General features: G+C 43.5%; 18 protein-coding genes. 7 read left to right on the top strand and 11 right to left on the bottom strand.

Going from position 1 to position 20623, the window contains the following annotated elements; genetic code table 11:
• Positions 1 to 40 precede the first annotated feature (40 nt).
• The 3 genes from R8G66_07170 (at position 41) to R8G66_07160 (ending at position 2502) form a co-directional block, all read left to right on the top strand.
• Positions 41 to 1489: a sulfatase gene (locus R8G66_07170; GenBank protein MDW3192126.1), complete on the top strand. Its 1449-nt coding sequence runs from the start codon at positions 41 to 43 to the stop codon at positions 1487 to 1489.
• A 35-nt stretch (positions 1490 to 1524) separates the two neighbouring features.
• Positions 1525 to 1965 carry a VOC family protein gene (locus R8G66_07165; GenBank protein ID MDW3192125.1) on the top strand — a complete coding sequence of 147 codons (441 nt, stop codon included), beginning with the start codon at positions 1525 to 1527 and terminating at the stop codon, positions 1963 to 1965.
• 180 nt (positions 1966 to 2145) lie between these two features.
• Positions 2146 to 2502: a DoxX family membrane protein gene (locus R8G66_07160; GenBank protein MDW3192124.1), complete on the top strand. Its 357-nt coding sequence runs from the start codon at positions 2146 to 2148 to the stop codon at positions 2500 to 2502.
• Positions 2503 to 2625: 123 nt separating this feature from the next.
• Here the strand turns inward: R8G66_07160 and R8G66_07155 are convergent, their stop codons facing one another.
• The 8 genes from R8G66_07155 to R8G66_07120 all read right to left on the bottom strand — a co-directional run bounded on the left by R8G66_07155 (position 2626) and on the right by R8G66_07120 (position 11366).
• On the bottom strand, positions 2626 to 3684 hold the full coding sequence (locus tag R8G66_07155) for a PA0069 family radical SAM protein (GenBank protein MDW3192123.1): 1059 nt from the start codon (positions 3682 to 3684) through the stop codon (positions 2626 to 2628).
• Between the two features lie 131 nt (positions 3685 to 3815).
• Complete coding sequence (locus tag R8G66_07150) at positions 3816 to 4355, bottom strand: rhomboid family intramembrane serine protease (GenBank protein MDW3192122.1); 540 nt, start codon at positions 4353 to 4355, stop codon at positions 3816 to 3818.
• A gap of 134 nt (positions 4356 to 4489) precedes the next feature.
• Positions 4490 to 4966, bottom strand: a complete 477-nt coding sequence (locus R8G66_07145) for a hypothetical protein (GenBank protein MDW3192121.1) — start codon at positions 4964 to 4966, stop codon at positions 4490 to 4492.
• Positions 4967 to 5081: 115 nt separating this feature from the next.
• Positions 5082 to 5714 carry an ElyC/SanA/YdcF family protein gene (locus tag R8G66_07140; protein MDW3192120.1) on the bottom strand — a complete coding sequence of 211 codons (633 nt, stop codon included), beginning with the start codon at positions 5712 to 5714 and terminating at the stop codon, positions 5082 to 5084.
• 4 nt (positions 5715 to 5718) lie between these two features.
• Positions 5719 to 6381 carry an RNA methyltransferase gene (locus tag R8G66_07135; GenBank protein MDW3192119.1) on the bottom strand — a complete coding sequence of 221 codons (663 nt, stop codon included), beginning with the start codon at positions 6379 to 6381 and terminating at the stop codon, positions 5719 to 5721.
• A 3-nt stretch (positions 6382 to 6384) separates the two neighbouring features.
• The gene (locus R8G66_07130; protein MDW3192118.1) at positions 6385 to 8982 is read right to left on the bottom strand and encodes a DNA gyrase/topoisomerase IV subunit A; all 2598 of its coding nucleotides are present in this window, start codon (positions 8980 to 8982) and stop codon (positions 6385 to 6387) included.
• 2 nt (positions 8983 to 8984) lie between these two features.
• Complete coding sequence (locus R8G66_07125; protein ID MDW3192117.1) at positions 8985 to 9497, bottom strand: hypothetical protein; 513 nt, start codon at positions 9495 to 9497, stop codon at positions 8985 to 8987.
• The gene (locus R8G66_07120; GenBank protein ID MDW3192116.1) at positions 9498 to 11366 is read right to left on the bottom strand and encodes a DNA topoisomerase IV subunit B; all 1869 of its coding nucleotides are present in this window, start codon (positions 11364 to 11366) and stop codon (positions 9498 to 9500) included.
• Positions 11367 to 11904: 538 nt separating this feature from the next.
• On the opposite strand from R8G66_07120, the gene R8G66_07115 reads away from it, so the two are divergent.
• Entirely contained in the window at positions 11905 to 12714 is an 810-nt protein-coding gene (locus R8G66_07115; protein ID MDW3192115.1) for a hypothetical protein, read from the top strand.
• Here R8G66_07115 and R8G66_07110 read toward each other — a convergent pair.
• Positions 12701 to 13150: a hypothetical protein gene (locus tag R8G66_07110; GenBank protein ID MDW3192114.1), complete on the bottom strand. Its 450-nt coding sequence runs from the start codon at positions 13148 to 13150 to the stop codon at positions 12701 to 12703. The two genes, R8G66_07115 and R8G66_07110, sit on opposite strands and share 14 nt — an antisense overlap.
• Positions 13151 to 13241: 91 nt before the next feature.
• Between R8G66_07110 and R8G66_07105 the strand changes: the two genes are divergently transcribed.
• Positions 13242 to 13616 (top strand): hypothetical protein, encoded by a 375-nt coding sequence (locus R8G66_07105; GenBank protein MDW3192113.1) that lies wholly within the window; start codon positions 13242 to 13244, stop codon positions 13614 to 13616.
• Between the two features lie 145 nt (positions 13617 to 13761).
• Here the strand turns inward: R8G66_07105 and R8G66_07100 are convergent, their stop codons facing one another.
• Entirely contained in the window at positions 13762 to 15000 is a 1239-nt protein-coding gene (locus R8G66_07100) for an ABC transporter permease (GenBank protein ID MDW3192112.1), read from the bottom strand.
• A gap of 88 nt (positions 15001 to 15088) precedes the next feature.
• Between R8G66_07100 and R8G66_07095 the strand changes: the two genes are divergently transcribed.
• On the top strand, positions 15089 to 16348 hold the full coding sequence (locus tag R8G66_07095; GenBank protein ID MDW3192111.1) for an asparagine synthetase B: 1260 nt from the start codon (positions 15089 to 15091) through the stop codon (positions 16346 to 16348).
• A 299-nt stretch (positions 16349 to 16647) separates the two neighbouring features.
• On the opposite strand, the gene R8G66_07090 is transcribed toward R8G66_07095, so the two are convergent.
• Positions 16648 to 18216, bottom strand: coding sequence for a sugar porter family MFS transporter (locus R8G66_07090; protein ID MDW3192110.1), 1569 nt, complete (start codon positions 18214 to 18216; stop codon positions 16648 to 16650).
• Positions 18217 to 18670: 454 nt separating this feature from the next.
• Between R8G66_07090 and R8G66_07085 the strand changes: the two genes are divergently transcribed.
• A complete protein-coding gene (locus tag R8G66_07085; protein ID MDW3192109.1) occupies positions 18671 to 20566 on the top strand; it encodes a histidine kinase in 1896 nt (631 codons plus the stop codon).
• The last annotated feature ends 57 nt before the right edge of the window (positions 20567 to 20623 follow it).

The following is a 20623-nucleotide window of genomic DNA, read 5'->3' as shown; positions in this document are numbered from 1 at the left end:
CGTAAATTCATGGATCAATCACGCCTATCAGGCTCAGTCCATGAATAAACTTTTTTCATTTCTTCCTTCCTTCTCTCTTTCCATTCTCTTGATGGGAATTGTTTTCTACAGCTGTCAAACAAAATCGGCTAAACCCGACCGACCACCCAATGTGATCATCATCTTCACTGACGACCAGGGGTACGAAGATGTGGGATGCTTCGGATCTCCCGATATCGAAACACCTCACCTCGATCAAATGGCAAGGGAAGGTGTTAAACTAACTCATTTTTATGCCGCGCAGGCTGTGTGCTCAGCTAGTCGGGCAGCATTGCTTACAGGTTGCTATCCAAATCGCATCGGTGTACACGCAGCGTACATGCCTAACAGTAAGAAAGGCTTGAACCATGATGAAGTCACCATTGCTGAAATGCTCAAAGCAAAAGGTTACAACAATGGCATCTTTGGCAAATGGCATTTGGGAGACCATCCTTCACTCCTGCCTTTGAATCATGGGTTTGATGAATACTATGGCATACCCTATTCCAACGACATGTGGCCTTATCATCCACAGCAAGGCCCAATTTTCAACTTCGGACCCTTGCCGCTCTACGAGCAGGGAACGATCATCGATACGCTGGAAGATCAAAGCACGCTGACAACTGAAATTACCGAAAAGAGCATTGATTTCATTCGAAGAAACCAAGACCAACCGTTCTTTTTATACGTCCCTCATCCCCAACCACACGTTCCCCTGTTTGTCTCTGACAAATTCAAAAACAAATCCAAACGTGGGCTTTACGGTGATGTGATCATGGAAATCGATTGGTCGACCGGACAGATCTTACAAGCATTAAAAGAGTACGGAATCGATGACAACACCTTAGTCATTTACACCTCTGATAATGGTCCGTGGATCAACTATGGAGAACATGCGGGATCTGCCGGCATCCTAAGAGAAGGAAAAGGTACTGCCTGGGAAGGCGGTCAACGAGAACCCTTCATCGCTCGGTTTCCGGGAGTAATCCCTAAAGGACTCGAAGTAGCCACACCCACCATGGCCATTGATTTGCTGCCAACCATTGCAGAATGGACCGGGGCCGTTTTGCCTCCCAATTTTATTGATGGAAAAAGTATCCGCTCGATCCTTACCGGAAATAGTAATGAGCCTGTACAGGAGGCCTATTTCCATTACTATAAAACCAATGAATTGCATGCGGTGACACATGAAAAATGGAAGCTATACTTCCCTCATACCTACCGCTCACTAAATGGTCGTGAAGGTGGAAAAGATGGTTTCCCAGTCCCCTATGAACAATTGAATGTTACGCAACTGGAGTTGTACAACCTGGAAGAAGACCCATCAGAAACGACCGATATCGCTTCACAACACCCGGATATTGTTCAGAATATGGAGGCAATAGCAGATGAAATGAGAGGCAAGTTGGGTGATGCACTCCAAGATCAGGAAGGTAGTGAGAATAGGCCTCCAGCAATCATATTACAATAGAAAATGTTTATCTTAATTTATGAAAGATCATAAACATGAAACACCTTAATGTCTACATCCACTTCAAAGACAATTGTGAAGAAGCCTTCAATTTTTATCAATCGGTGTTTGGCGGTGAATATGAAGCACTAAGTCGCTACAGTGAGTTACCTCCTCAAGAAGGCATGCCTCCCCTTTCCAAAGAGGACAAAAACCTGATTTTACATATGACCTTACCCATTGGGGAAACGACCAAACTCATGGGAAGTGATATGGCTGGTCCCTGGGCCTCAGGGTTAAACACTGGGAATAACTTTTCCGTCTCGTTACAAACAGATTCAAAAGAAGAAGCAGACCATGTGTTCTCAGGACTTTCTGCTGATGGAAAAGTCACCATGCCCATGCAAGACACCTTCTGGGGTTCGTATTTTGGTTCTTTTCAGGACAAATTCGGCATCAACTGGATGATCAATTACGACCTGGGAACTAATGAGTAAACTTTCTGAACTGAAAATATTTTTCTCATAACGTGTCTATTTTGATCCGCGGGCTTTTTTACAATGAGGGCTTCAAAAAAGTCAACTCACTCACAAATGCTCCTCATCCAGCAGGATAAAAACCAACAAGAAGGACTCCTTTTCAGATAAACGGTTAACTTAGGCCCATACTTTTATAACATGAAGCACCTGGATCTGATTGGGCGTTTGCTTTTTGCGATTCCCATGGTTCTTTCTGGATTTTTCCATTTTACTAAATCATCAGTCGTTACCAGAACGGTTCCCTCCTACATGCCCTTCAAAGAAATATGGGTCTATGTCACAGGAGTAGGCTTTATTCTGGCAGCCATCAGCATCATCATTGGAAAGAAAAGCCGCCTGGGTGCCGGATTACTGGGTGTAATGATCTTGCTTTTTGCCTTCCTGATCCATTTCAAAGGATTCCTTCGAGGTGTACCTCTTGCTTCTAGCTGGTTCATTAGAGACGTTGCTCTTGCCGGTGGAGCTTTGTTCATCGCGAGTAAAGCGAAGGATTAATTTTCATTAGAGATACTTTAATCGGTTGACACTTTTTTGGTGACAACTTGCATTGGTTAATACACAAACGTATTATCCGTTAGATTGCTTTTCGGTGATAAAACCAAAAAGGGCCAAAGACTACTAAAACAGCTGATAGTTCCCTCCTCTTCGGAAGGAATCCATGTCGATCTTGGGCATGCTGCGTCCTTCAAAGTATTTCTTCTGGGACTTCTTAAACAATTGCTTAATGATATCCGCATAACTCCCTTCTCCTGATTGCCTTCTTCCAAATTCAGAGTCGTTAACATTTCCGCCGTGCAGCTCACAAACCTGATTCCAGACTTTTTGCGCGCGATCCGGGAAGTTCTTAAATAGCCAGTCCCTGGTCAAATCAGCAATCTGGCCATTTAACCGAACGACCGTATAGCCAGCTGACTTTGCACCTGCGTGAGCAGCAGCTTCCAAAACCTTTGGGATTTCATGATGATTCAGACCTGGTATGATTGGTGCATTCATGATACCTACCGGAATTCCTTCATTGGTGAGCTGACGAATTGCCCTCAGCTTCTTAACCGCACTTGCCGTTCTTGGCTCCATCAATTGCCTCAGCTTTTCATCGAGGGTTGTGATGGACAAATACACATGCACCAATCGATGACTTGCTAATTCTTTTAGTATATCTATGTCCCGGGTGATCAATGCATTTTTCGTTATGATCCCTACGGGATTGCGATACCTCAAACAAACCTTCAAAATGGCCCGCGTAAGTTCAAAACGTTGCTCCAAAGGCTGATAACAATCCGTATTGCCTGAAAGCATGAGTTTTGATGGCTTCCATGACTTTTTGAGGAAGGCCTCTTCCAACAATTGTGGTGCGTCTTTCTTTACGATGATCTTACTTTCAAAGTCTAATCCGGCACTGAACCCCCAATATTCATGCGAATTACGTGCATAGCAGTAGATGCAACCATGTTCGCACCCTTGATAAGGATTTACTGAATGATCAAATGGCAAGTCCGGACTGTCATTTCGGGAAATGATCTTTTTGGGTGTTTCGTAAAAGATCTCTGTTTTGGGTTTATCTGCTAAATGTTGCTCATCCAGCCCCTCCACGTGATCATAAGCCAAATGATGTTTATCGAACCGGTTAAAGGTGTTGATCTGTGCTCCTTTGCCTTTGAAGTAGTCATGGTCTTGCATGATTCAAATATACCATCTTTATTAGTATTTAACTAAAATTAATAGTAATTCAAATGTGAACGAAAACGCTATGTAGACCAGGCAGCAATCAATCGTTACTTCCCCATTCCCTCAAGAGAATCTATTGATTTTCACTTCGCATTCCTCAGGAAATAAGCCGAACCGACTCCCACGATCGCCCCGAATAAATGCCCTTCCCAACTAACTCCTTGCCTCATGGGCAGGACACCATAGATCAATCCTCCGTACATGAAAATGATGACCAGGGTGATGAGAATGGATTTGATGTCCCGGCGGAAAAAGCCCATGGACATCAGAAAAGCTGCCAGGCCATAAGCCACACCACTTGCACCGATGTGATACAGTGGCCTTGCAAAAAGCCAAACCAATACACTGGATAAAACATAGCACTGCAGAAATACCTGTGTTGCGATCTTGCTGTAAAACACATACAAAACTACCCCCAGGAAGAGCATGGGAAACGTATTGGAAATGATGTGCCACAAACTTCCGTGAACCAGAGGAGCGGTGACGATACCAAGAGTGCCGTCTAAAGTTCTGGGTCGAATACCCATGTAGCTCAGATCCAGTCCAAGCGTGGTTTCTACGGCAAAGAAAAGCCACATAAGGAAGACAAAGCGAAGTGGCGGTACGATGGATGCTTTATTCACAAGCGGGTAATTATTTGTTGTTTGAAGGTAATGATTTCAAATCAGGCGAAATACGATTCAATAAATTATAATTCAAAGCACAAAAAAAGAGCTACGATATCGCAGCTCTTCTTTATAAAATTTATCGTTAATGATCAAATACCTGCTTTCTCAGGATCGTTGATCATCTTAAGATCCATCAATGATTTCTCTTCGTAAGAAACAGAAAGGTATCCAAGAACTCCACCGGAAGCTTCAGCAATTTTCTTTGCCAGGTCTTTCAAACTTGCATATAATTTGATGGAGAACACGCGATCAATTTTTGGAAGAATGAAATTGAGCTTTCTAAGCTCTTGCTCAATATCGGTATTTCGATCTTTCACATCTTCAGGAAGCGTATCTACCAGATGGTTAAAATCCGATTCGAAAGTTTCGCCAACAGCCTTGTAGTATTCTACTAGTTGCTCACGCGCTCTGCTTTGTCTTGATCGAGCCACTTCTATGGCTTCTTTTCTTTCCGATTTATCAATTTTTCCGTCAGCACCCGCTATCAAAATAGCAACATACACCGGGGCTTTGAGCATGACCTGTATTTCGTCTTCTCGTAGGTTCTCAAATTCTTGAACGTTCATCAGGGACTGATTTTATATCGGGCTCGAAATTATATAATAAATCTCACTATTGGTTCATTGTCAAGAGCCAAAATCAACGACAATTGAAGCTCAATTACATCAATGGGAATTCTTTCTAATCAACCGGCAGTGGTTCTTCCTTCCCGAGGAACTTTGGCTGGGTACCAAACAGAATATCCAGTACAGCTACAGTCCTCGCGATCACCTCTCTCAACCGCATTTTCGCAGGTTGTGGTCCTGGAGCTGTGAAGCCAATGGCTTGTATCTTATGATGCCGGGCAATGTATAAAGCCCTGGGTAAGTGAAATGACTGGGTAACAATGACCAGGCTGTCCTGACCAAATACTTCTTTAGCGCGTATGATTGAATCGAGGGTCCTAAAACCCGCAAAATCCATGGTCATGGCTGAAGCCGGAACACCCTGCGCTTCAAGTTCCTTTTTCAGCAAAAGCGGTTCATTATACTCTTTAAGACTATTGTCACCACTCAAAAGCAAATGCGCTACATGCTTGGTACGGATCAGTTTTTGAGAAGCTTCTACCCGGCCTTTGAAATACAGGTTTTGAGTGCCTTGCATGGTCCACTTACTGGTACCTAAAACCAAGGCCACTTTGTAATTACTTTCTTGTAGATCGGAAAGAGTAGCGATTTGATCTCTGGAACCCATCAAAATAATCACATTGCAAATGATCACAAATGCAACGGCAGCAGCAATGGCAAGCAGCAGTAATTTGGCGAGTTTCTTCAAATTGCTATGGCAAGGCGTTTCTAAGTATGATATCCGAGTTCTTTACGATCTCCTTATACCATACTAACTTCAGTTCTTCCATTTCTGGTTCACTGAGATGCCAATTTATCAAACTCTTTTCGATTTGTAGCCTTGCCTGGTTCAAAATGATGGCTGCACTAACCGACAAATTGTAGCTTTCGGTAAATCCGAACATCGGAACCTTCAGCTTAATGTCTGCATAATCCAATACTTCCTTAGAAACGCCACTGTGTTCGTTACCAAATACAAAAGCGGATTTCTGGGTAAGTTGAAAATCATCGAGCGAAACTGCATCTTCTCCTACGCTTGTCGCTACAATCTGATAGCCATCCTTTTTCAAGGATTGAAGGCAATCCACCGTATTATTTCCCCGCTCCTTGTAATGCTGTACGTTCAACCATTGTGAAGCCCCACGTACCACATAAGGATTCACATGATATTCCTCCACATTTTCAATAACATGCACATCCTGCACCCCCAAGCATTCACAGGTACGGATCACCGCGCTGGCATTATGGGGTTTGTATATGTCCTCAAGTACTACAGTGAAATAGCGAGTACGTCGAGCCAGGACCTCTTTGATCAGCTGCTGTTTATTGGCCGTAACGAAAGGCTCCAGGATCTCTATTTGCTCCTGCTCCAACACGGTTTATTCCTCTTTCTTACCGCCTCCGAAAAGGTCCATTTGGTTATCCTCTTCTTCTACTTCATCTTTGACGGTATTCTTGAGTGATTCCAAATCGACTGGCTTTTCTTTTTCCTTAGGAGGTTCAGGAGTACGATCTTCCACCTTTACCAATCCCTGTACCGGGAATTTATTCCCTAGTGCTCTCCAGCCCTTCACTTCGATCAGTTCTGCCAATTCATATTCTTGCTTTTCGTGTTTATTCTTCACACGATAAGTTGCTTCCACCTTAGGTTCTGCGGTATTAGTGGCATACAACAGCTTACTGCTCTTGGCATCGGAAATGAATAGGAATTTTTTATTAACTGTTGCTGTCTCTATCAGGAATCGCTTCAGATAAAAAGTCTTATTGTTTCCATCATAGTGGATCGCCGAGATTGGAGCTTGCGGATCAAACTTCATCAGATTCAGTACCTGATTTTGTTCATAGTGATTGGTCAATTCAAAACTGGTGATCTCGTAGTTTCCGTCTTTATAGAAAACCAGCACAACATCTTCTGCTTTGAAGTTACCCAGGTATTTACCCCTTTCGTCAGAGTTCAACCTGCCAATTGTCTCATCATACCAGATATCCAGGCCCCCAAGGGTTGAAACACCTGCTGCCTTGAATTGCACTTTTCTGACTGGGTATCTGGAAAGGATATTTCCACCAGCTCCACGACCTTTGATGTCCAAATCCGCAAAATCAAAATCAAAGATCTTTTTGCGGGCAGAACTAGCAGCTGTCAAATAAACGGTAATGGTTTCAGCTTCACCGTTTGGGTTAGCGGAGAAATACAGCAGTTTAGATCCCTTACCTCCTTTGGTCAGGTCGTATTCTTTGTCTCTGGTGACAGCCATTACATTGAACCGCTTGATCATTGATCGGCCAGACGCTCCGTCTAAATAAACCAGATTGTAGACCATCCGTTCGTCTCCCTTCTTGAAGACGCCCACATGTTCGATGTTCTTACCCACAAAGACCTTGTCTTGTATTCGGGTAACCATACAAATACCATCCTTACGGAAGACAATGATGTCATCTATGTCTGAACAATCGGAGACAAATTCATCTTTCTTCAAACCATATCCAATGAAGCCATCTTTTCGATTGACATACAGCTTGGCATTGTTTGCCGCTACGACGGTTGCTGCGATGGTATCGAAGTTGGTAATCTCCGTTTTACGCTCCTTCCCTTTACCATACTTATCCAACAAGTTTTGGTAGTAAGCAATAGAGTAATCGATCAGGTTATCGAGGTGGTGCTGCGTTTCTTCCAAATCCTCTTGCAACTTCTTCATCAGCTCGTCCGCCTTGAATGAGTCGAATTTGGAGATCCGTTTGATCTTAATCTCGGTCAATCGGATGATATCATCCTGAACAATCTCACGATAGAACTGTGGTTTCCAGGGTTCTAATCCTTGATCAATGGTCTCGAGAACCGCTTCCCACGTCTCGCATTCTTCTATGTCTCGATAGATCCTGTTTTCGATGAATATCTTCTCCAATGAGGAGAAAAGAATCTTTTCTTGAAGTTCACTCTTTTTTATTTCGAGTTCCTGTCGTAACAGGTCTACTGTCTGATCAACAGAATGCTTTAAAATCTCGTAGACGGTCAGGAATTGAGGCTTATCATCGACGATCACACAAGCATTGGGTGAAATGGACACTTCACAATCCGTAAAAGCATACAGCGCATCCATGGTGATGTCGGGAGAGGTACCAGAAGCCAGTTTGATCTGGATCTCAATGTCTTTCGCAGTATTATCTACTACTTGCTTGATCTTGATCTTCCCTTTATCGTTCGCTTTGACAATGGAATCGATCAGAGAACTGGTCGTCGTTCCATACGGGATTTCTTTGATGACAAGGGTGTTTTTATCCAGCTCCTCAATGACTGCTCTTACACGAACCTTTCCTCCTCTTTTGCCATCATTGTAGTCGGAAACATCAATCTTGCCACCCGTAAGGAAGTCTGGATACAGCTTTACTTTTTTGCCTTTCAGGATATCGATGGCTCCTTTCAGAATCTCACAGAAATTATGAGGCAACATCTTGGTCGACAAGCCTACGGCAATCCCTTCTACTCCCTGTGCCAGAAGCAATGGAAATTTAACGGGAAAAGTGACCGGCTCTTTCTTTCTTCCATCATAGGAAAGTTGCCATTCCGTGGTTTGTGCATTGAAAAGCACTTCCAGCGCGAACTTCGATAACCGAGCCTCGATGTATCGGGGTGCGGCGGCACTGTCACCTGTTCGCACATCCCCCCAATTACCCTGCATATCAATGAGCAGGTCTTTTTGACCTAGATTGACAATGGCATCCCCGATAGAAGCATCTCCATGAGGGTGGTACTGCATCGTGCTTCCGATGATGTTGGCCACCTTGTTGTAGCGACCATCATCCATTTCTTTCATGGCATGTAGAATACGTCGCTGTACTGGCTTCAATCCATCATTGATTGCCGGTACGGCTCGTTCCAGGATTACGTAGGAGGCATAATCTAGGAACCAGTTTTCGTACATGCCCGAAATAGGCACTACATCGTGTAATTCTTGTTCGTCTTGGTGTTCTTCTCCCATTATTAGTTAAAACTCATCAACTGATTACTCTGCTCGGGTGTCTCTTGATACTCGTGATGTGCTCGGTTGATCAAACTGCGAACCCGATTGAGCTCTTTATCCACTTTTGGAAAATTCAACGGATACCACAGGGAGGTTTTGCAACTGACCCAGCCTCCGTGTAATTCTTTGTTATAAAATATAAATCGATAGACGCCATTCAGAGACGTGATCTCTACTTCCTTGATCTCATGAACAGGAATTTGTTCTTCTCTTCCTTTCTCGGTGATGTACAGGTTTTTACTGTCGTATGAAATGTCTTTCAGGTGCTGCCAATCTTTGACCCGCTCTCTAAAAACTCTTAGAATCATATATACCAAAAATCCAAAAAATGGATAACCCATGTACCAGGGCCATCGAAAGACCAAATCAACGTATGACCATAAATAAGCCAAAATAAGACCACCAAGTACGGTGATACTCACCACCCTATAGATCATATAGTAACGTGTCGATATGGCTTTGGTCCGTTCCAATTACGCGGCTTCCCCTTCTACCAGGTCTTTTTCTACTCGCAGCTTATCAATGATAAATTGTTGCCTGTCCGGTGTGTTTTTGCCCATGTAGAATCGCAACAGATCCTGAATCTTGGTTTCCTTCTGCAGGATGACTGGCTCTAGTCGGACATCTTCTCCTATGAATCCTGCAAATTCGTCCGGGGAAATCTCTCCTAATCCTTTGAAACGAGTGATCTCAGGCTTAGCTCCCAACTTGGCAATGGCAGCTCGTCTCTCTTCCTCTGAATAGCAGTAGATAGTCTCTTTCTTATTCCGCACCCGGAATAACGGGGTTTCTAAAATGAAGACATGGTTATTCCGAACCAGCTCCGGAAAAAACTGCAAGAAATAAGTCAACAGCAACAACCGGATGTGCATGCCATCCACATCGGCATCAGTTGCAATCACGATCTTACGATAGCGCAAGCCATCTAATCCGTCCTCGATGTTGAGGGCATGTTGCAAGAGATTGAACTCTTCATTCTCATATACGACCTTCTTGGTGTGTCCAAAACAATTAAACGGCTTGCCTCTCAAGCTAAATACTGCCTGTGTTTGTACATCTCTGGACTTGGTGATGGATCCGCTGGCAGAATCACCTTCAGTGATGAACACCATGGTCTCCTCCCGTTTGTCTTCCTTACCTTTCTTGTCATTGAAGTGAATGCGACAATCTCTTAGCTTCTTGTTATGCAAGTTAGCCTTCTTCGCCCGATCATTGGCCAATTTCTTAATGCCAGCGATTTCCTTGCGTTCACGCTCTGATTGTTGGATTCGCTTTAATAAGGCATCTGCGGCTTCCTTATTTCTGTGCAAGTAGTTATCAAGTTTCGTCTTGATAAAATCATTGACAAAGGTTCTCATTGTTGCTCCTTCCGGGGCGACATTGATAGATCCCAGTTTGGTTTTGGTTTGTGACTCAAATACAGGTTCTTGCACTCGAACGGCAATGGCTCCTACAATTGAAGCCCTTACGTCCGAGGCATCAAAATTCTTTCCATAAAAGTCACGGATGGTTTTCACCAATGCTTCCCGAAAAGCCGCCAGGTGCGTCCCCCCTTGTGTGGTGTTCTGTCCGTTGACAAATGAGTAATACTCTTCACCATATTGATTGGCGTGGCTCATGGCCATTTCAATATCATCACCTTTCAGGTGGATGATCGGATATCGTAAAGCTTCTTCGTCTGTTTTTCTTTTCAGCAAGTCCAGCAGCCCATTTTCTGAATAGAATTTCTTCCCGTTCAGCTTGATGGTCAAACCCGCATTCAGGTAAGCGTAGTTCCAGATCAGGTTCTCCAGATACTCCGGAATGAAGTGGAAGTTTTTAAAGACCGTTCCATCCGGTTCGAAGATCATCATGGTTCCATTCCGATCTTCTGTTTTGGTCACCTTGGCATCTACTTTTACTTCTCCTCGCTCAAATTCGGCAAGCTTCGTTTGTCCATCCCGGAAACTCTGTACTTTGAAATAATTCGAAAGGGCATTCACTGCTTTGGTACCCACACCATTCAGCCCCACGGACTTTTGGAAGGCACCCGAATCATACTTACCACCAGTATTAATCTTAGATACACAGTCGATGACTTTTCCCAAAGGAATGCCCCTTCCATAATCGCGGACGGTTACCCGATGATCGGTTACTTTGATCTCGATGGTCTTTCCAAATCCCATCATATGCTCATCAATACTGTTATCGATGATCTCCTTCACCAGAACATAGATACCATCATCAGGAGAAGAACCATCTCCCAATTTACCGATGTACATACCTGGCCGAAGCCGAATATGTTCCTTCCAATCAAGGGATTTAATACTGTCTTCAGTATACTGAACGGACGGTGTAGCCATGGACTAAATCTTACGTTTTTCGAAAAAGTAATTTGGATTCCAATCTTGAAATTATACAAATTTGAAACAATCATAAAGAAACTTTATCCACACAACTTTTAGCAATAGTTGATCTGACAAAAGCTAAATATCTGATTTACTGTCACTTTCAATATTCATATACAGAAAGGCTATTTTTTATTTTTTTGACCTTCAAAGAATCATTCATTTCTCAGATGTGAAGTTATCCACATCCTCAACCTCATAAACTTACCTATCTACACTCATAGAATAATACCAATTAGTTACAACTAAAAAAGAAGAACGTCATTCTCGAAAAATGTTCTATAACTTATCCCAACAGAACATTTTATCCCATCGGGGAACCGCGGGAATCTCACCAGCGCGGAACAAGATTCCCCTAACTGGGCGTCTGATACTTTCTGACTTGGAGGAATTCTTATTTAAAAATCTGGAATGATCGGGTCGAGTCAGACGCGCTGTAAGACGTTTTTTTTTCAGATCAAAAAACATATTGGCACAGGCTTTGATAATAGTCATGTACATTTCAATAGCCACACACCGCATGCGTTTCGTTTTTGTTTCATTCTTCAGTATTCTATTCCTTTTTTCAAGTTTGATTGGTCAGGCCCAGGTAGGCAAAGCCAAAGAAAACGCCCGATCCTACAAATCCGGGTCCAGTTCAGGAGGCAGTTCGAGTAGTAGTTCAGGATCCAGTAGCGGTTCAAGTTGGGATTCAGGCTCAAGTTTCGGTGACGACCTTTTCATTAGCATTTTTGGAGAACTGCTTGTTCTTCCTTTCAAAGCATTATATCTCGGTCAGGCAGATCAATTATTATTGGCCAGGGATGATGATTGGCGCATCAGTTTTGAAGGTCGGATGTTAGGTGGATATGATCCCTTTCAAAATGTAACTCTGGTACAACCGCAGATTAGAGGGAACTGGGGATTGTTCTCGACACAACTTCGCTATAATCGAATTTTTGATAACACCGGGGTATTGAGTACCTGGGATTGGCAGATCATTCAGTTCAACTTCCTGAATCACGAGTCTGTCCGCTGGGTAGTCGGTCTTGGTCTTTCTCACGAAATAGAGTTTGACGATACCTACTTTGAAGGCAGCAGTTCCTTCACAGTCTTTTTAGCGGATCGCGTCTGGGCCCCTACCGTAGAATATCGATGGACCGGAGATACCATTCCAAGACAAGAATTCTCCGCAATACTGGATTATCGACCTAATAATCAAAGTAATGTCTTCAATACTTTCCACGCTGGATTCTTACACCAAAACTGGTACGGCGAAAAGTTTAATATGCTTGTCGCCGGAGTTGGATTCAAGATCCAATAGCCGCCTTCTTCTCCTTAATAAATTGTGTGCCGAATCCAATGACCCAAACTACTAGCAGTACAGGCCCAAAGAAAATGAGGTAAGAATAGCTGGATGTGGAAACATGCGTCGGATTGTTGATCACTCCAACAAAACCGACCAATAGGCTTATGTAGATATTGATGATCGGAACAATGGCCAGAAACCAGGCCAGGGTTTTATCATCCCAGGATTGGCCAATGCCCTTTTTCATATTCTGGCTTAGTACACGAAGCACAACATTGACCCCCACGAAAATACCCAGGATGCCGTAAAAGAAGGTGTCCTTACTGACCACCCAAGCCTTGGGGCCCATGGCCAACTCAACTTGTGGCGACAGGTAAGAGTAGACCAACCCCATTGCTATGAGAAACAGCGCAAAGGATAAAAATCTGATAATTCCGACTGCTTTAACCATACACTTCAAACATTTAGGACCGCAAAACTATTACCTATTTCGATTGCGTGTCTGTTTTGGAGCTGATAAGATGAAGTTATATTCGCGACTCATGAAAACCCGAGCCTATTTCCCTGCATTTCTACTTGTTTCTTTGCTATTGACCAGCTGCTATCGTGCCCCTGAAGTGCCAGGGTTCGATGCAGATAAATGGAAAGCCTCAATAGAAAACTGCGACAATTATCGCTTTGAGTCGTATCAGATCCTGATTGACCATTTTGAATTGATCAAAGGAGCCACCCAAAATGAGATCCAATTGCTCCTGGGTCCGGAAACCCAACATTCTTTATACCTACGAAATCAAAAGTTCTTTTTCTACGACCTCAGCTGCCCGGAGAAAGGAGCTACTGAACGTTTGCGCATCCGGTTCGATGCCCTTGGACATGTTCGGGAAGTATTGTGGGAGATAAAGAGTGAAGAGCCTTAGTTTAAACCACTAGATTCTGGTGCGCGATTGAATCGCGTACCATTAACCAAGATAATCCGCGTTTTGAAACCGGGTCGAAGACGTATCAGAACGGAATGGATGAACCCTAACAGGGGTTTGGAACCCTGTTAGGGTTTTATATTTTTCACTCGAATCGTAAAGACTCTATCGGATCCAACCTTGATGCTTTGTGTGCTGGGAAATAACCAGAAAATAATCCTACTAATGAGCCGACCACAAGTCCAAAGAATATCCAGCCCCAGGGAACCACAAATGGTGAATTGAAGACGGTGGTGGCTAACAAGTTGCCAACTCCGAGACCAAAGAGGATACCTCCTACTCCACCAAGCTGACAGATCACGATGGCTTCTATGATGAATTGCTGACGGATCTTCAAGGGCGTGGCCCCAAGTGCTTTTCTTACGCCTATCTCACGTGTTCTTTCCGTTACGGATACCAACATGATGTTCATCAAGGCGATAGATGCCCCTAAAAGCGTAATGAACCCTATACCAAATCCAGCGGCTCTCAAATAACCGGTAATTTCTCCTAATCTTTCGGCCAAAGAACGACTAACGGGAATATCAAACGAATCTTCTTCTCCTATCCTATCGCCACGAATACCTCGCATCACGCCAGTCGCTACACCTACTGCATAGTCCATCTGTGTTTGATCATCCAACGATACGGTCGCTTCGTATCTTAACGTCCTGTTTTTGGCCAATCTCCTGGCCGTTTCTATGGGCACCATGATCGTTCGATCGACAGAGCTATTGCCACTTACACCACCTTGTTCGGCCAATGTTCCGATGATTTTAAACTTGACGCCCTGAGTCACTAATTTCTTTCCAACGGGGCTTTCGTTTTCTTCAAATAATGCATCCAATACCTGGGCACCCACGATGCATACAAATGCACCATTATCAGCTTCGGGTAAAGAGAAATTCCTACCTTCCTTAATGTCGTATCCATCTACTACCAGAAAATCCGCATCACCACCTCTGATCAGTAAGTTGGGATTAGAAACCTTCGACCCTCGTTTCACCTCTGCAATACCCGTCACCCAGGTATTCAGGCTCACCGTCCCTGGTCCGTCGTATTTTTCTTTGAAGAGCTTGAGCTCGCTATATTTAATCGGTGGATATACTTTCGCGGCCTTTCCACCCCTACTTCCTTCATCAACGCGTTTGCGCTCGATATCGAATGTGTTGGAACCAAGGTTGGAAAAACTGTCATTGATCGAAGCCTGAATACCATCCACTACGGTGAGACTACCCACCAGTGATGTGATCCCAAATGCGATGATCAACGCCGTAAGAATTGTACGGAGTTTATTGGCATTGATAGATTTTAGTCCTTCTTTTACGTTTTCCAGTATATCCATTGATGGTCAAAGTTAGTGGGTTGTCACAAAAGATTTCTTCCGATTATCTAAATCATACATCTAAAAGGATGTTCTATCGTTATTGGGAATGATGAGAAAGATATTAGCAGTTGTATTCATAGCCTTCGCCATAAGTTCGCACGCATCGTACATCCTAATCCCCATGGATGATGAACAAACCAATCACCTTAAAGCATACGGAATTGCGTACTGGACGTTGGAAAAAGATGTACCTGTTGATTGGTTATTGAATTATCGAGGCGGCAGTTTCATGGTCAAACAAGCTACTTTGATCGAGAATGAACTGATTATCAGGAATGTATCGTACATGGTCATTTCTGATGCACAAGCCAATCAAATTTTAAATGAGATCGCCAGCCCATCCTCCAATATGGATGTAATGAAGCTGGAGAAGTTTCCAAAAGTTGCCGTCTACTCTCCTAAGAGCAAGCAACCCTGGGATGATGCCGTGACCCTGGTACTTACCTATGCTGAGATCCCTTATGATGTCATTTTTGATGACGAGGTGATGTACAATGAACTACCCAAATACGATTGGCTGCATTTGCATCACGAGGACTTTACCGGTCAATATGGACGTTTCTATCGCAATTATCGCCACTTGCCGTGGTACCAGCAACAAAAGCGCGAGTACGAAGAATCCGCTCGGAAACACGGATTCAGCAAAGTATCACACCTGAAGTTGGGGATCGTTCAGCGGATCAGAAACTACGTGGCCAGTGGAGGATTCCTATTTGCGATGTGCTCAGCTACTGATACGTACGACATAGCTCTTGCTGCAGAAGGCGTAGACATTTGTGAAGTCATGTTCGATGGCGATCCTGCAGATCCAAGAGCACAGCAGAAACTGGATTATGACAAGACGATGGCATTCAAAGATTTCACACTGGAGAGAGATCCTTATGAGTATGAGTTTTCTAACATCGATAATCCTCCACATATACGAGGATTGGAAGAGGACAATGATTACTTCTTGCTGTTCGAATTCTCCGCTAAGTGGGACCCAGTTCCGACCATGTTGACCCAGAACCACACCCAAATCATCAAGGGATTCATGGGCCAGACTACCGGGTTTAAAAAGGACTTGATCAAAGGAGATGTATTGTTGATGGGAGAAACCAAAAGCATTGGAGAAGCCAAATACATCCATGGCATTTTCGGAAAAGGATTCTGGACATTTTATGGTGGGCACGATCCTGAAGATTATCAGCACTTCGTTAATGAGGAACCTACGGATTTGAACTTACACCCTAATTCTCCTGGATATCGATTGATCTTAAATAACATCCTGTTCCCGGCAGCGAAGAAGAAGAAACAGAAGACTTAATGGTATTTGAAGTTTAGCCGCTCGATTGTGTCCTTACAATAGCTGTCAACTAAAGGAAAGTATTTTTAATATCTCCCGTCTTCGCGAGGTACCGAAACGATCTTTTGCGGGAGTTCACGCTCATAAATCGTAAGATTGCTTCACTTCGTTCGCAATGACAATCCAAATTCATCTTTATTCTTGTGATGTATGTCTTTTAATCCTATGAAGATTCTAAAGATGATGGTTATGGCGAAGACACGAACAGTGGCGAAGCTCTAAAGGGTGTGTCAAGTAAACATTACTCCAACTGAAAAAAGCTATTGCAACAACTCTTCTTCCAGCTGCTCCAAGGTCTTCCCTTTTGTTTCAGGGAGCATCCTCCACATGATCAGGAAACCGATCAGGCCAAATACTCCAAAGATCAAAAAGGTAATGGCATTCCCAAGATTGGCAAGTTCCCATTTGAAAAAGAACTGTACGAGGGTACTAGACAAGGAATTTACGAAACCAATGACCGCAATGGCCACTCCTCGAATGCTGTTCGGGAATATCTCTGAAAGCAACACCCACATGACCGGACCTAAAGAGGTCGCGAAGGATGCTACAAATAGCAGAATACCGAACAATACCAATTTCGAATTGACGGAGATTGATTGCTGGATCAATTGTGCCTCCAGCTCCGCATATCTCACATTCCCCAGGCCTTCCTTCAACACCCGTTTGAATTTCACGTCACTATCAAAAGTCTGTCCGTATATCGCAGTAATTTGTGGAGCTGTGATATTCATGGATCTGCCTGCCTCCTCAGACAAAGTATAAGTTGCTTTCCCGAAACCATAAGCCGTGATACCCATGCTCAGTATAACTCCCGCAAGGCCAACCAGTAACAAGGGCTTTCGACCAAATCGATCGATGGTACCCATCGCCACCACAGTGAAAATCACATTGATCACTCCCAGCAATACCGCCTGGGCAAAGGCCGCATTGGTGCCCACTCCTGATTGCTCGAAAATAGAAGGTGCATAAAAGTAGATCGCATTTACGCCGGTCACCTGCTGAATGATACCGATCACCAGAGCAACGGTAAGTACGATCCGAAGTTTAGGACTGAAAAGCTCCTGTAATCTTTTGGTCAGAATACCGAAGTTGCTCAAGCCCTGAGGTCGACTGGCTTCCGTCTCGTGTAGGTTTTTGAGAATCTGCTCTTTCTCTACCAGACCATTTTCCTTCCCAAAGACCCGTTCCAACACTTGTTCAGCTTCTGCCTCTTTGCCCTTACTTAATAACCACCTGGGGCTTCTGGGCACAAAAAACATGGCGATGAAATAAAAAATGGCCGGCAGAAATTCAATCCCCAGCATCCATCGCCATACGTTAAATTCCGTAAACACATCCCCAACCGCATTGAGCATGGCATAATTTGAAAAATAGGACACTGAAAAGCCGATCACAATGTTGAACTGCTGGATAGATACAAGCACACCCCGTCGCTCAGGAGGAGCGATCTCCGCGATGTACATTGGCGCCAGGACCAACGCCGCACCAAATCCGATTCCTCCGATCATTCTGGCACCAATAAGGATTTCGTAACTGGGCGCAATGGCCGAGAAAAGTGCAGAAATAGAATACAATAGTGCTGCGATGATGAGGACCTTTTTTCTTCCTATATAATCACTAATCGTCCCGGCAATAAGCATTGCAAACATGGCTGCGACGCTCGGAGAGCTCACCAACCAACCTACTTCTATGTCGTTGAGGTCCATTTGAGGTGTGACAAAACCAATCACTCCGGAAATCACAGAAGCATCGAATCCAAAAAGGAACCCCCCTAATGAAACGACCGCTGCAATGAAAATGGATTGTCGGTTACTCGATTGATTGGACATAGTAAGTCGTTAGGTCAACATTGATCTGTAATATAAGATGAACTGTTGACGTGGAACAACTTCGCTGCCATTGTTGCAGCATCAATCTACCATAAAGGCTATTATATCCGAAAAATCCTTAAGAATCCTGACCAGAACAACCCTCCGTATGTTGCTGGCAATCATTCAGCAACTCAAACCTTGCATTCGGAAGATGATCTTACAAAAAAGGTGACCTCTCGTTTATTTTCGCCACGTGGATTAAAAGGAATAATATTTCTTCTTACAAAAGCCTTGGGTAAGAGAGTCTATTCAATAAACGCCGCAGCAACAAGAAAAGAGGGTGCGTATTGTGCTCTCTTTTTTATACTTAATCATCTTATTCCTGTGACCTAATTCATCAGCAGCCAATCGAAGGCGGGTATACTGCAACAAAAAAAAAGTCTGGTAAGTTGATGGTTTATATTTGGAATTCATGAAAAAGATTTCAGTCCTGTTTTTCTTCCTTTCCCAATTTGGATTTGCTCAGACAATACAGGTTGAGGCCTTATTGGCCAGGGCTGATTCCCTCAAAAATCGCGATGAGCAGGTGGTCAATTTGATCTTGGACCAAGTGCTGGGTTATGCCCAAGAAACTGATAATACCCCCCTTCGAAATAAGGTACTTCTCAAAAAAGTCGAATCTCTCATCCTTTTCAATCACTTCCAACAAGCCGATAGCATTTTAACACTGATCGAAGTTGACCAAAACATTGGATTGGGGTACATCGATTACCTCATGGCCAAAGGCCAGATATTGGCCAAAAAGAAAGAAGGTGATAAAGCCCTGGAATTATTCTACGACATATTAGAGATCAACAACCAACAGAACATCAACCATAAAGTAGCTGAAATCTACCTTGAGATCGCCAATGTATTGCGCGGTAACAATGACCTTGAGAACTGCACAAAATTCTTTCGTTCGAGTATGAATAAGGCACGTGAGGATGGTAACACCCCTTTACGGGTAAAAGCCTGTACACAATTGTGTAAAGTCTACAACGGATGGATCACACTGGACCTGGATTCGTCAGTCTATTATGGTGAAAAAGCCATTTCCATTGCGAGAGAAGCCAACGACGAATACAGCTATGCCAATGCCATCTCTATACTTGCAGCACCACTCATCAGGTCAGGTCAAACCGAAAGAGGATTACAGATGTCGAAAGAAGCCCTTAGCTATGCCGATAAATACAATTTCTCTTTGCAAAACAGGTACTACCTGATTTCTAATCAAGCATTTGCTTTCAACGACTTGAAACAATATGATTCGGCTCTGTTTTACATGGAAAAAGCTGGAGAACTCCGAGCCAGCAGCATTGATTTTCCAAGACTTAAATTTAGGATATTAAAAGCACAAGGCAATTTTGAAGAAGCACTGGCCGCTTTGGAAGAGTACCAAAAGCTATATGCAGAAACGGTGAAAAGCAGGCATCAGACAAATTTATCTACCATTCAATCCCGCTATGAGACCAACTCAAAGGAACAAGAATTAGCGGCCATGGCACAAGAAGCAAAAGCTAAGGATGAACGACTTCAACAGCAACAATTTCTACTAAGTGGAACGATTCTGATGTTGGTCCTGCTTTCGGGAGTGATCGTATTACTGGTTCGCCAACGGAAGTTGAACAAAAAACAACTACTGACAACCATTGAGTTGGAAGAAGCCAGGAAAAGACTGGACATTGAAAAGCAATATAGGGCCTCCGAGTTGAAGGCGATCCGCTCTCAAATGAATCCTCATTTTGTATTCAATGCGCTCAATTCCATACAGGAATACATCATGACCAATGAGAAAAATCTAGCAGGCAAATACCTGGGTAAATTCGCCGACCTTATGCGAGTGTATCTCGACCATAGCCAGGTGAAAGAAGTGAGCATTGAAGAGGAGATCACTGCCATGCGGCTGTACCTTGATCTGGAAAAGATGAGGTTTGAAGACAAATTGGAATTCAACTTTTCCATTGATGACCAACTTGATCTGGAGGCAAAAATACCATCGTTAATGGGGCAACCTTATGTAGAAAATGCAATCAAACATGGGCTATTGCATAGAAAAGACAACCGGCGCCTGATCATCAGTTTTTCTGTCAATCAAAAGAATGAGCTCATCTATAGTATTGAAGACAATGGAATAGGCCGTGAAGAATCAACCAAAATCAACAAAGTCCGGGCGATGGGGCACCGATCTTTCGCCACAAATGCTACACGTAGCAGGCTCGAATTACTGAATGAGGAGCGAGAACGTCCAATCATCGAAAACATCATCGATCTGAAATCAGATAATGAAGCTTTGGGCACCAGGATCGTATTGAACATTCCATTGAATTAATCACCACTGTTTTTTGAATATCATAAAACCTACATACGCTTTGAACAATAAATTGAA

Source organism: Cytophagales bacterium, assembly GCA_033344775.1.
In the GTDB taxonomy this organism is placed as follows: domain Bacteria; phylum Bacteroidota; class Bacteroidia; order Cytophagales; family Cyclobacteriaceae; genus JAWPMT01.
The sequence above is the reverse complement of the archived record's forward strand: the minus strand, read 5'-3'. Positions and strand labels throughout refer to the sequence as shown.